The organism is Thioalkalivibrio sp. ARh3 (genome assembly GCF_000377265.1).
In the GTDB taxonomy this organism is placed as follows: domain Bacteria; phylum Pseudomonadota; class Gammaproteobacteria; order Ectothiorhodospirales; family Ectothiorhodospiraceae; genus Thioalkalivibrio; species Thioalkalivibrio thiocyanoxidans.
This window is the reverse complement of the sequence record NZ_KB897951.1, coordinates 202415-215089: the sequence shown is the minus strand read 5'-3', so window position 1 is coordinate 215089 and position 12675 is coordinate 202415. Positions and strand designations below refer to the sequence as shown.

The following is a 12675-nucleotide window of genomic DNA, read 5'->3' as shown; positions in this document are numbered from 1 at the left end:
AGTTGCGTCCGTCACCCAGGACCACCGGCGACGGCTTCAAAACAGCTGCGAAAGCCTAATGGCTCGACGAGCGCCACGCAAGAAACGCGAAGCGGGACACGCCTCTTGCCCCCGGAGAAACTCCCGGGGGTGAGACGATCAGTACCAGTCGCTGCGACGGCGGCGAAGCGGGATGCGCGTCAGGATGATGCCGAGAATCAGGCTGCCAACGGTCACCGCCGCGCCGGTCATGAACCAGCGCCGCTGACTGTCGGCCTGCATGACCTCCACCTGCCGACGATACTCGTCCGCGGAATCACGCGCATCGACCAGCTCGCTCTCCAGACGTTGGTTCTCGCGCTGGATCTCCTGCGGGCGCGCCGCCACGTCACGCAGTTCCTCGAGCTCGGATTCCATATCCGCCACCTGCAGCTCGAGATCGTCACGCTCGGACTCGAGTTCGCCGCGGATATCCAGCAGTTCGGCAATCCGGCCCTCCTGGTCGTCCGCGCCCGAGCGGATCTCGGCCAGCTCGCTCTCGACCTCTTCCAGGCGTTCCCGGGAATGCGGTTCATCCTGCAGGTAGCGAGTCAGAATCCAGGCCTCGGTACCGCTCGGCAGGCGAATACGGGTATGGCCATCACCGCTCTCCTCGAGCACCGTGACCTCCTGCCCGGAGCGCACCGAACTGATGATGCGGCTGTTCGGCCCGGTGCCGTTGCGCACCCCGACCTCCAGCTCGTCGCTGACAAAACGCGTGGTCTCGGCCATTACCGCCGTCGCGGTCAACCCACCCAGGACCAGTATTCCGGTTACCGTCAGCCCGCGAATCACCCGCTGCACCTGCATGCCCATGTCCTGCCTCTCACCTGGTAGCCTGATCCGGCCATTTACTTGAGGGAGCGCATTCTACAGCGGCATTTGCGCCGCGCGGGAATGCTCCGTCTATGGGGTGATCCCCGTCACATTCCGGGGTCCGCCCCCCGGGAAGACGCTGCATGTCCCATCAGCCGCTCGCGTACCGCGCGCGGCGGAAAGGTCACCAGCTCGAACAGGGCCGGCAGGAGCCGCCGCAGCTGCAGCGCGATCACGGCCAGCAGGTGCAGCACACCCGTTAGTAGCGCCAGCACGATGCCAAGCAGTCCCCCGACCAGCACCCGTACCGCCTGCAAGAGGGAGACCAGCCACAGCGGCGCAAGTGCCATCACCAGCGGAACCACCAACCCGACGGCCGCGCCGACCAGCTGCTCGGTCCAGTACAGCGTGGGCGGAGGCGCCACTTCTCCGGCCATCAGCGTCTCCAGAAGCTCGTTCCGATAACGCACCCACTCGAGGTGAAAGCCCGCCAGTCCGGACAACGCGACTACAGCACCCAGCACCAGTAATGCCATGACAACCAGCCCCATACGGGCCCAGTTGTCGCGCTCCATTACCGCCTGCGGCAACAGCCGGATCGCCCCTCGGCTTTCGGCCAGCAGCCACCCGCTCACCAGCGCAATCCCCAGCAGCAGGGCAATGATCCGGTCCGACAGCGCGCCGGGCCCGGCATCCTCGGCGGCCGGGAACTGCCCGGCGAACGGTGGCCCGAAGAGCTGGTGGTACACGATGACCGCCAGCCCCGTCAGTGCGAGGCCCACCAGCCCCAGCAATCCCTGACTGACGGCCTGGGCATACGACGGCAGCTGGTGCCGGATCGAAGGCTCGGTCTGTTCACAGCGCGCCAGGGCACGGTCCAGACGATCGCCCTGGCGCTGCAGGTCACCGAGGCGCCTTTGCAGACTTTCCAGCCGATCCACCAGCTGGTCCACCGGCGACTCCAGCCGCCGCCGGGCCGCCAGCATGCCCTGAGCAAGTTGCCTATGCTCTTCCATGCCCAGGCGCGCAATACGCAGGATCGTCTCCTGGATATCCTGCGCCAGTCGCTGGCTCTGCGGGGTATCGCTAACAGGGGTACTGGCCAGCGCCTCGAGACGGCTCACCCAGGCGGGCTCCTCGAGCAGACGGGTCTCATCGTTTTCATAAGCCTCGCGCAGGGCGCGCAAGGTGTCGGCCGCCTCTTGGCGAAGCTCCGGCATCTGCGCCAGATCATGTCCTACCAGGTGGCCATAGCGACGCTCCAGAGCTTCCACCGCCCCGTGGATTCGGTCCGCTTCCAGACGTGCCAGATAGCCGCGATGCCAGCCCGTCACGGCATCCCGCAGATGCACGAGGTGTCGCCGCAAGGCACAGCACACGCGAACCAGCCCGCCCGTGATCGCGAACAGCACCGCGCGCACCGGTTCTCGCGCCCAGTCCAGCAGCACGATGGCGATGATGATCGCCAGAGTCACAATCAGGATCGTGATAGCCACGCCACCCCCTCGTCGATTCTGCCTGGTACCCGGACGCGCCGAGCCCCATCCCCGCACGGTTTGCGACCGGCTCCCGCCCGCCGCCGGTTCTCTCCGGCCGCGATTATGGCCGATCCAGCCTCGCGACGCGCGGCCCACCCCACGTGCTCAAGTTTGTCGCCGCGACGCCGATAGGAGGTGTAAATCCCCGGAGAACTTCGATGCTGCAGACCGATCTACTCCCCGTCGCAGACCCCAAACCAACCGGGCAGCCCGGCTGGCTGGACGCCGGCTTCACTGCCGGCTGGCTTCCCGCGTTTCGCCATCGCGGTACCGGAGAGGTGCATGCCAGCCATCTGGAAGACGGCCGCCTGGCCTGCACTCATATTCTCGACACCCTGCCCGCGGGCTGGATCGCCGAGCGCGACGCCGAAGGACGCCCCGGCGCGCTGGTGGCCGACATCCAGGCGGGCTACCTGCGCGGGTCGCGCTTCTACACGCTGGCCGAGCTGTTGCGCTACCCCTGCGATGCCTGACGCCCGCGGCTGAACGGCCGCGAACGCGAGCGCGCCACGCCGGCCGGTAACCGGCGGAATTGCTTTTGCGCGCGGGTTTCGGTCCAATACCGGGCTTTTCCCCGAGCGGCGCCCCCATGCAGAAGAATCAGTACGATCGCGACGAACTCCTGGCCTGCGGCTACGGCAACATGTTCGGCCCGGGCAACGCCCAGTTGCCGGTCCCCAACATGCTGATGATGGATCGCATCCTGGAGATCAACAGCGACGGCGGCGAGCATGGCAAGGGCCAGATGATCGCCGAGCTGGATATCGACCCGGACCTGTGGTTCTTTGCCTGCCACTTCCCCGGCGACCCCGTGATGCCCGGCTGCCTGGGGCTGGACGCGATGTGGCAACTGGTCGGCTTTTACCTCGCCTGGCTGGGCAACCCCGGACGTGGCCGCGCCCTTGGCGTGGGCGAAGTAAAGTTCACCGGCCAGGTCCTGCCCACCGCGAAGAAGGTCACCTATCGCATCGACATGAAGCGGGTGATTTCGCGCAAACTGGTGCTGGGCATTGGCGACGGCATCGTCGAGGTCGACGGCCGGCCGATCTACGAGGCCCACGACCTGCGCGTGGGCCTGTTCACCTCCACCGAAAACTTCTGACCTGAGCGGCGAGCCTGCTCCGGCAGGAAGCTAGTCCGCCGCCAACGGCGCGGGCGTGGCGTCCGGGTGAAAGCGGTGGCCCTGGCGCAGGCAATAGCGCAGCCACTTGAACAGAAACCGGTTGTGCCGCCAGCGGCAGCCCAGCCCCGGGTGTCCCGCGATGGTATCGATCACCAGATCTTCGCCGCTGCGCCGGCAATGACGCCCCAGTACCTCGGCCTGCCGCGCATCGTGAAACAGGCGCACCCGGGCATCCGGTTGCAGACGCGGTTCGTCGCGCCCGGCAAAGGCATAGGTGAGTCGGAGCGTGGTCGTGTACCGCGTGCGCTCCAGCACCTCCAGGTGCAGATCCAGCGCTCCCTCGACCCGCGAGACCGCACGCACCGGCTGACGATGCAGCTCCGGGCACAGACGGCGTACCGACAGGTAGTTTTCCTCGTACATCTCCATCAACGCCGCGAAGGTGACCGGGCGTGGTTCGAGATGGGCGGGGGTGCGGGTATCCAGCAACATGCCGCGCAGTCTAACAGCCCCCGGGCAAACACTGGCCAATGTACCCGCTCGCAATAGTGTCCCGTTTTCCACGATCCACCCTTCGCTGCACCATTGCCAACATCGCCGGGTCCAAGTCGGCCGGTGGATGGCGCCTGCCGAAAACCATACGCAAACCCACCGCCAGGCACGGGACACCCCCGACCCTTTTTGGTACCGTCGAACAAGACGGGATTCACCGGTGCGCGTTAACCAACAAGGACTCACGACTCCATGGATATCAGTGTCGTCACGACCCGGCCATTCACCGACCAAAGACCAGGCACCTCGGGCCTGCGCAAGCGGGTACGACAGTTCCGGCAGCCCCACTACCTGGAAAACTTCATCCAGAGCATCTTCGAGGCGCACCCCGACCTGTGCGAAGGCGAGCTGATCCTCGGCGGCGACGGACGCTTCCACAACCGCGAGGCCATCCAGACCATCCTGCGCATGGCCGCTGCCAACGACGTCAAGAAGGTCGCGGTCGGGCATGCCGGCCTGCTGTCGACACCGGCCGCCAGCCACCTGATCCGCTCGCGCGGTGCCGCCGGCGCCATCATCCTCTCGGCCTCCCATAACGCAGGCGGGCCCGAGGGCGATTTTGGCGTCAAGCTGAACACGGCCAACGGCGGACCCGCGCCAGCCAGCATCACCGATGCCATCTTCGAACGCAGCAAGGTGCTGACTCACTACCGGATCGCCAGTGGCACGCCGCACGTCGACATCGACCACCTGCACAGCACCCATCTCGGCGAGATGTCGATCGAGGTTGTCGACCCCGTGGGCGCCTATGCCGACCACATGGCGACCCTGTTCGACCTCGAACGCATTGGCGAATTGCTGCGATCGGACTATTTCCGTATGCGCTTCGACGCGATGCATGCGGTCACGGGGCCCTACGCCGAGGAGATCCTGATCAATCGCCTGGGCGCCCCCGGCGATGCCCTGCTGCGCGCGGAACCGCTGGCCGACTTCGGCGGACGCCACCCGGACCCGAACCTGGCCCATACCCGCGAGCTGCGAGAGGCCCTGTACGGGCGCAACCCGCCGGACTTTGGCGCGGCCTCCGACGGCGACGGCGACCGCAACCTGATCCTGGGCCCGCATTTCTTCGTCACGCCGTCCGACAGCCTGGCCATCATGGCGGCCAACGCCCACCTGATCCCCGCGTTCTCCGACGGGCTGAAGGGTGTGGCGCGCAGCATGCCGACCAGCCAGGCGGTGGACGTGGTCGCCGAGGCGCTCGGCATCCCCTGCTTCGAGACCCCCACGGGCTGGAAATTCTTCGGCAACCTGCTGGACGACGGCCGCATCCGCCTGTGCGGCGAGGAGAGCTTTGGCACCAGCTCCGATCATGTGCGCGAAAAGGATGGCCTGTGGGCCGTGCTGTTCTGGCTAAACCTGCTGGCCGCCCGCCGCCAGTCGGTGGAAGAGATCGTGCGCGACCACTGGCGCGACTACGGCCGCCACTACTACACCCGGCATGACTACGAAGGGCTGGACACCGCCCGCGCCGAACAGGTAATGGCGCGCATCGGCGAGCAGCTCTCGAGCCTCCCGGGGCAGTCGCTCGCCGGTATGCGTGTCGCGGAGGCGGACGACTTTGCCTACCGCGACCCGGTGGACGGCAGCGTGACCGAGCACCAGGGCCTGCGGGTCCTGTTCGAGGGCGGCGCGCGCATCGTGTTCCGCCTCTCCGGGACTGGCACCGAAGGGGCGACCCTGCGCATCTACATCGAGCAGTACGAGACCCACCCTGAACACCTGGACCGCGAGCCGCAGGAGCTGCTGCGCCCGCTGATCGAGGCGGCCGTGCGACTGGGTGACCTGCCGGGCCTGACCGGTCGCGACAAACCCGATGTGATTACCTGACCCAACCCGCGGTCCACCGCTGATGGACATCGTCGCCACCCGGCAGCGCTGGACGCATGGCTATGCGTTCGTGCTGGCCGCCACCGCCTCGGCGGTCGGGCTCGGCAACATCTGGAAGTTCCCCTACATCCTCGGCCAGAACGGGGGCGGCGCCTTTCTCGCCGTGTACCTGCTGACCATTGCGCTGATCGGCATCCCGATCATGATGGCGGAGGTCATGATCGGGCGGCGTGGTCGCCGCTCCCCCGGGTATGCGGCCCTCGCCGTCGCCCGCGAGGCGCGTGTCCGCGACGCCTGGCAGATGGTTGGCTGGATCGGGATCATCGCCCTGTTCGTGATCATGACCTTCTACGCCGTGGTCACCGGCTGGGTCTTCTCCTATGTGCCACGCGCCGCCAGCGGGGCCTTCGCCGGCGTGGACGCGCCCGAGGTCATCGCAATCTTCGAAGGGGTTCAGACGTCGCTTTCGGGGATGCTGCTGTGGACTACGCTGGGCCTTGCGGCGACCTTCGCGATTGTGGCCCTGGGGCTGCGCAACGGGCTGGAGCGCGGTGTGGCACTGGTGATGCCGCTGTTGTTCGCCCTGCTGCTGGCCGCCATGATCGGCGGTCTCTGGGTCGGCGACGTCGAAACCGCCCTGGACTTCATGTTCCGCCCGGACTTCTCCGCTCTCGACCGGCACAGCCTGGTAATCGCGGTCGGTCATGCGTTCTTCACCATGACCCTGGCTGCCGGCGTGCTGATGATGTTCGGCGCCTACCTGCCCAGGAGGACCTCCATCGCCGGCACCGCGATCGGGGTTGCGATCGCCGACACCGTGATCGCACTGATCGCCGGGGTCGCGATCTTCCCCGTGGTCTTTGGCTATGGTCTGGATCCGGCCGCCGGCCCCGGTCTGATGTTCGAGGCCCTGCCGCTGGCCCTGTCCGCGGTCCCGGCGGGGGTCATGCTCACCACGCTGTTCTTCGCGGCGCTAAGCCTCGCGGCCTTCAGCACCATGATCGCGAATGTCCAGGTATTCGTGCATCTATTGCACGACCACTTCGGCATCTCCAACCTGCAGGCCGCCCTGGGTAGCGCGCTGGCCATCTGGGGTTTCAGCCTGATCACGATCTTCTCGTTCACCGGGGCCGGCTGGGCCCAGATCGACCTGGTCGTGCTGGGGCGCGAGCTGCCAACGCTCTACCACCTGCTGGAACACACGGCCATCAATATCCTGCTGCCGGTCAGCGGCCTGCTGATCGCGCTGTTTGCCGGCTGGATCCTGCCTGCGACCATCACCCGTGACGAACTGGGACGGCCGCCGATGGCCTTCCATATCTGGCGGCTGATCCTTCGCTATATCGCACCGATCGCCCTGCTGACCCTGTTCTGGCAGAACTCGGTGATCGTCAACCACCTGCCATTGACCTGAGCGACCCCGCACCGGCACCCCGCGCGGAACCCTGATTCCGGAGTCGCCCGTGGAACCGTCGCCACCCAGAACGCTGGACCCACCGGTACGCCTTTCTGCTCTCGGCCAGACAGACCCGGAGGCACGTCCGCATCAGAACCGCTGAGCCGCGGCGACCGGATGCGGGGCCGCCATCGCGGCTGCTCAGTCTGGCTGACCGTATTCCCCTTTGCCGATACCGGCGTTCCTTGTCACGGCCACCTCACGGACACGGACGCAGACCGCACAAGGCCCCGTTAGAATGCACGGATGAACGGCGAGTGGATGATCACCTTCGAGATCGCGGCGACGCTGTTTGCCGGACTCGGGCTGTTCTTCGTCGGTATCCGCCTGCTCAGCGAGCACCTGCGCCAGCTCGCGGACCAGCGGCTGCGTGCACTGGTGGGGCGCGCGACGGGCTCCAATCGCGCCGCCGCCTTCCTGGGTCTTGTGGGCGGGGCGATCACACAGAGCATCCACGCGGTGATCTTCGTTCTGATCTCGCTGGTCACCGCCGGCGTGCTCGACGCCCGGCGTGCCCAGCCGGTGATCAACTACGCCAACCTCGGCACCTCGTTGCTGGTCCTGATCGCCGCGCTCGACCTGACCCTGATGGTCTTCATCCTGGTTGGGGTCACCGGGCTGCTGTTCTACTTCGACCGCGACCAGTCCGCGCGCGTCCGTCACCTGATCCGCGCCCTGCTCGGCATCGGCCTGCTGTTCCTCGGGCTGATGTTCATCAAGGAAGGGGCCAAGCCCCTCACCGATCTGACCTGGATGACCGGCCTGATGTCGCTTTCGGCGCAGTCGCTGCTGATCGCGTTCGCCACCGGGCTCGTATTTGCGGTGATCGCGCACTCGGCCTCCAGCATCACGATCGTGACGATGGCACTGGCCGCCAGCGGCGTGATCGACCTCGAATACGGCCTGATGGTCGTCTACGGGGCCAGCTTCGGCACGGGCATCTCGACGCTGATCCTGGCCGCCTCGCACAAGGGGCTTGGGCGCCAGCTGGCGCTTTACCAGTTCATCCTCAAGGCGCTGGGCCTGATCCTGCTGCTGCCGCTGTTCTGGATCGAGTTCTACGGCGGCGTCCCGTTGATCGCCTCGGGGCTGGAAGCACTCGCGATCGGCATCAGCCTGCAGATTGCCCTCGCCTACATCCTCTACCAGGTCGTCTGCGACCTGGCGATGCACCCGGTGCACGCCCCCGTCGCGCGCTTTCTGGAACGCACGGCACCCCCGACCGAGGAAGAGGCCCTGGGCAAGCCGCATTACATCTACGCCGGGGCGCAAAACGACGCCGGGTCCGCGCTGGTACTGGTGGAGAAAGAGCAGCTGCGCCTGCTCAAGCGGCTACCCGACTACCTCGACAGCGTGCGCGACGACAGCGACGGCGCCCGCCACGAGCGCCTGGCCCTGCATCGCGGCAACCTGCAGGTCACCGAGGCGCTCGAACAGTTTCTAGACGAAATCCTCTCCGGAGCCCTGAGTGGGGCCACGCTCGATCATGCGATCGTGCTGAAGAACCGCAATCAACTGCTGCTGCAACTGGAAGACACCCTGAACGACCTCGCCACGGAGATCGAGCGTTCCCTCCATGCGGACGCCTCCGCCGAGGCCCGCGCCCTGACCCACAACCTGGTCGAGACGCTCCACATGATGCTGCTGACGCTGACCGACGCGGCACGCACCGGCGATACCGAGGATATCGCCCTTCTGCAGTCCCTGACCCACGACCGCTCGGAGCTGATGGACTCGATCCGTCGCCGTCTGCTGGCCTCCAGCGACCTCGACGGCAGCGTACGCGACGCGGTGTTTGGCGCGACCAGCCTGTTCGAGCGCGGTATCTGGGTGCTGCGGCGCTATGCGCTTCTGTTGACGCCGCCAGAGGGGGCCTCCTACGAGGCCGACCCCGCCACCGCCCCCACCAAGTCTTAACGCTATATTCCTGATCACACGGCGAAGCTCGTTGCCACGGTGTGGCTGGGCCTGGTTCGGCATCCGGTGTTTACGGTGGCTTCGTCTTGCCGCCTGCCAGGCGCTGTTTCGGCAGCGCGCCCCGAGGTACTTCTTTGCTCGTGCAAAGAAGTACCCAAGAAACACGCCCGGGATTCGCCCGGGAACCTTGCTCCGGCCGCGCCAGGCCGGCGGCGCTGAAACTCGCTACGCCTTTGGCTTCGCTCAGACAGTCAGCGCCTTCTCCCGGCCTGTCACGCCCTCCACAAGGGGCTCATATCGGGAGGGAAGGTCAAAACAGAAGGCGTCCCCACGTGGCGACTAATTCCTGGTAACCGAGCAACGAGCACCCCCCCCCCTTGGCGCCCGCTCGCGGGCGCGGCACGCCATGGCCGAAGGCCGCGCGTGCCCAGGATGTCGGAATACCTTGCCTCCAACCATTGGCACAAACGTCGGGTTAGCCGTTGTCTTGACCTTCATCCCCCCGTATGAAGCCCCTTACGGAAGGGTCCTCGGGACGGAAGAGAGGCGCTGACTGTCTGAGCGAAGCCAAAGGCGTAGCGAGTTTCAGCGCCGCCGGCCCGAGGGCCCTGGAGCAAGGTCCCCGGGCGGAATCCGGGTGCGCCTCGACGGGTACTTTCTTGGGCAAGCAAGAAAGTACCTCGGGGTGCGCTGCCGAAACAGCGCAGGCAGGCGGCCGGACGAAGCCACCGTAAACGCCAAAGGACGGACCAGGCCCAGCCTCGAAACGGTATCAGGCGAGGACCGACGCGAGGCGGTCCAGTGCTTCGCGCAGGCGGGATTCGCGCTGGGTGTAGGCGATGCGCAGGTAGCGCTGGCCTGCGCTGGGGCTGAAGTCCGTGCCCGGCGTCAGGGCCACGCCCGCCTCGTCGAGGATGCGCGCACAAAGCGCCTCGGAGTCGTCCCCGTGCGCCGTGCAGTCGGCGTAGATGTAGAACGCCCCATCGGGGCGGGCCTGGACCTCGAGGCCCAGTGCCGGCAGGGCCTCCAGCAGCACGTCACGCCGCGTCTGCAGTTCGCGCACCTGGCGTTGCAGGATCTCCTCGGTCTCGGGGGCAAAGGCCTCGACTGCGGCCGTCTGCGCCATGCTGGCCGGGGCCACGAACAGGTTCTGGGCAATCCTGCGAACCGGGTCGATCCACATCTGCGGGACCACCATCCACCCTAGCCGCCAGCCGGTCATCGCGAAGTACTTGGAAAAGCTGTTGATCACGATGACATCGGGATGGAAGGCCGCGGCACTGCGCTGCGGCTCGTCGAACAGGATCTGGCCGTAGATCTCGTCCACGATCGCCAGACCGCCCCGCGCCCGTACGACATCCACGATGTCCGCCAGACGATCAGCGGACAGCCGGGTGCCAGTGGGATTTGCGGGCGAGCCGAGCAGCACGGCCCGGGTCCGCTCGCCCCAGGCCTGCGCTACCGCCTCGGCCGTCGGCTGGAAGGCGTGCTCGGCCCCCACCGGAAGTCCCACCGGGACGGCCCCGCGCGCGGCGACAAACTGGCGGTTGCAGGCATAGCCCGGGTCGGGGAGCAGTACCTCCTCGCCAGGATTCACTCCGGCGGCCAGCGCGAGCAGGATCGCGGCGGAGGCCCCCGCCGTGATCACGATGCGTTCGGGGTCGACGTCGGCCTGATGGCGACGGCGGTAATCGGCCGCGATGGCCTCGCGCAGTTCACGGGTGCCATGCGCGGGGGTATAGCGGGTATCCCCGGCCGCCAGCGCCAGCTCCCCGGCGCGCAGTACGGCAGGGGGTGTGGGAAAGTCCGGTTCACCCACCTCCAGGTGGATGATATCGCGCCCGGCACGCTCGGCCGCCTGGGCGCGCGCCAGGATGTCCATCACCCGGAAGGGCTCGACCGCGCGGCCGAACGCGGACAGCGCAGGGGCGCCCGGCGCCTCCACGGATGTCCGGCTCGGATCAGCGCCGGACATGGCGCATCATGCGCTTTCGCTTGCGCTGCTGGCGGGGGGTGAGGATATTGCGACGCCCGGCGTACGGGTTGCGTCCGGAGCGAAACTCCATGCGCAGTGGTGTCCCGACCAGCCCCAGGTGTTTGCGGAAGAAGTTCTCCAGGTAGCGCTTGTAGCTCCCCGGCAGGGCATCCGTCTGGTTGCCGTGGATCACGATGACCGGGGGATTCTGTCCGCCCTGATGGGCATAGCGCAGCTTGATCCGGCGACCGCTGACCAGCGGTGGAGCATGCTCGGCGACTGCACTCTCCAGCAGGCGGGTCAGTTCGGGGGTAGAGACCTTGGCGAACGCACTGGTATGCGCCTCCTGCACGTCTTCGAGCAGGTGGCCCACATTGGTGCCATGCAGGGCGGAGATCAGCCGCAGCCGGGCGAAATTGACGAAGCCGAGGCGCCGGTCCAAGTCGTCGCGCACCCGCTCGCGTTCCTCCGGCGCCATACCGTCCCACTTGTTCACCGCGAGCACCAGCGCGCGACCGGAGTCGATCACCAGGCCCAGCAGGTGGGCATCCTGTTCCGACAGCCCGGCCTGGGCATCCATCACCATGATCACGACATGAGCGGCCTCGATCGCCTGCAACGTCTTGATCACGCTGAACTTCTCGATGGTCTCGTGCACACGCGCCCGCCGCCGCACCCCCGCGGTGTCGATCAGGGTGTAATCCTGTCCGTCGCGCGAGAACGGGACAAAGATCGAGTCACGGGTCGTGCCGGCGACGTCCGTGGCCACCACGCGGTCGTCACCGAGGATACGATTGACCAGCGTGGACTTGCCGACATTCGGGCGCCCGACAATGGCCACGCGGATGCCGGGCCAGTCGTCCAGCGCGGCCTGCTGAGAGGCCTCGTCCAGCCCGTCCTCCGCGGCCTCCTCCCCTGCTCCCTCGGCCGCTTCGGACTCGCGCCGTTCGGCGGCCACGGCCCGCCGGACCTTCTGCATCAGGCCCTTGATGCCGCGACCATGGGCGGCGGCGATCGACGTGATCTCGCCCATGCCCAGGGTATAGAACTCGGCGCTCACAGCATCGGCATCCAGGCCGTCGGTCTTGTTCACCACGACCCGGGCCTTGACCCCGGCCGAGCGCAGCTGGTCGGCAATCGCCTGGTCCTGAGGGGTCAGGCCATCGCGCGCATCCACCAGGAACAGGACATGATCCGCCTCCGCGACGGCGCGCCGGGTCTGCTCGGCCATCGCGCGGTCCATCTCGGCGCCCTCGCCCGACAGACCACCGGTATCCACCACCAGGTAGGGGAAGTCGCCGACCTTGCCGATGCCGTACTGGCGATCGCGGGTGAGGCCCGCAACATCGGCTACCAGCGCATCACGCGAGCGCGTGAGCTGGTTGAACAGGGTCGACTTGCCGACGTTCGGCCGGCCGACCAGGGCAATGACAGGGATCATCAGGCAACG

10 protein-coding genes are annotated in these 12675 nt (G+C 67.1%); 5 read left to right on the top strand and 5 right to left on the bottom strand.

Going from position 1 to position 12675, the window contains the following annotated elements; all coding sequences use genetic code 11:
* Nucleotides 1-138: 138 nt before the first annotated feature.
* Nucleotides 139-828, bottom strand: a complete 690-nt coding sequence (locus C995_RS0111110) for a TIGR04211 family SH3 domain-containing protein (protein ID WP_026279076.1) — start codon at nucleotides 826-828, stop codon at nucleotides 139-141.
* A gap of 113 nt (nucleotides 829-941) precedes the next feature.
* Nucleotides 942-2330, bottom strand: coding sequence for a hypothetical protein (locus C995_RS0111105; protein ID WP_018865004.1), 1389 nt, complete (start codon nucleotides 2328-2330; stop codon nucleotides 942-944).
* 200 nt (nucleotides 2331-2530) lie between these two features.
* Here C995_RS0111105 and C995_RS0111100 point away from each other — a divergent pair, with 200 nt between their 5' ends.
* Nucleotides 2531-2845: a hypothetical protein gene (locus C995_RS0111100; RefSeq protein WP_018865003.1), complete on the top strand. Its 315-nt coding sequence runs from the start codon at nucleotides 2531-2533 to the stop codon at nucleotides 2843-2845.
* 116 nt (nucleotides 2846-2961) lie between these two features.
* Nucleotides 2962-3474 (top strand): 3-hydroxyacyl-[acyl-carrier-protein] dehydratase FabA, encoded by a 513-nt coding sequence (gene fabA, locus C995_RS0111095; protein WP_018861710.1) that lies wholly within the window; start codon nucleotides 2962-2964, stop codon nucleotides 3472-3474.
* Nucleotides 3475-3504: 30 nt separating this feature from the next.
* Here the strand turns inward: fabA and C995_RS0111090 are convergent, their stop codons facing one another.
* Nucleotides 3505-3987: a DUF1249 domain-containing protein gene (locus C995_RS0111090; protein ID WP_018865002.1), complete on the bottom strand. Its 483-nt coding sequence runs from the start codon at nucleotides 3985-3987 to the stop codon at nucleotides 3505-3507.
* 252 nt (nucleotides 3988-4239) lie between these two features.
* Here C995_RS0111090 and C995_RS0111085 point away from each other — a divergent pair, with 252 nt between their 5' ends.
* From C995_RS0111085 to C995_RS0111075, 3 genes are all read left to right on the top strand, one after another.
* On the top strand, nucleotides 4240-5877 hold the full coding sequence (locus C995_RS0111085; RefSeq protein WP_018865001.1) for an alpha-D-glucose phosphate-specific phosphoglucomutase: 1638 nt from the start codon (nucleotides 4240-4242) through the stop codon (nucleotides 5875-5877).
* A gap of 22 nt (nucleotides 5878-5899) precedes the next feature.
* Nucleotides 5900-7291, top strand: coding sequence for a sodium-dependent transporter (locus C995_RS0111080; RefSeq protein ID WP_018865000.1), 1392 nt, complete (start codon nucleotides 5900-5902; stop codon nucleotides 7289-7291).
* 288 nt (nucleotides 7292-7579) lie between these two features.
* Nucleotides 7580-9250 (top strand): Na/Pi symporter, encoded by a 1671-nt coding sequence (locus C995_RS0111075; protein WP_018864999.1) that lies wholly within the window; start codon nucleotides 7580-7582, stop codon nucleotides 9248-9250.
* A 772-nt stretch (nucleotides 9251-10022) separates the two neighbouring features.
* On the opposite strand, the gene C995_RS0111070 is transcribed toward C995_RS0111075, so the two are convergent.
* Together C995_RS0111070 and der are read right to left on the bottom strand one after the other, a co-directional pair.
* Entirely contained in the window at nucleotides 10023-11225 is a 1203-nt protein-coding gene (locus C995_RS0111070) for an aminotransferase class I/II-fold pyridoxal phosphate-dependent enzyme (protein ID WP_018864998.1), read from the bottom strand.
* The gene (gene der, locus C995_RS0111065) at nucleotides 11212-12666 is read right to left on the bottom strand and encodes a ribosome biogenesis GTPase Der (protein ID WP_018864997.1); all 1455 of its coding nucleotides are present in this window, start codon (nucleotides 12664-12666) and stop codon (nucleotides 11212-11214) included. Before der ends, C995_RS0111070 begins: the two co-directional genes overlap by 14 nt.
* Nucleotides 12667-12675: the final 9 nt, after the last annotated feature.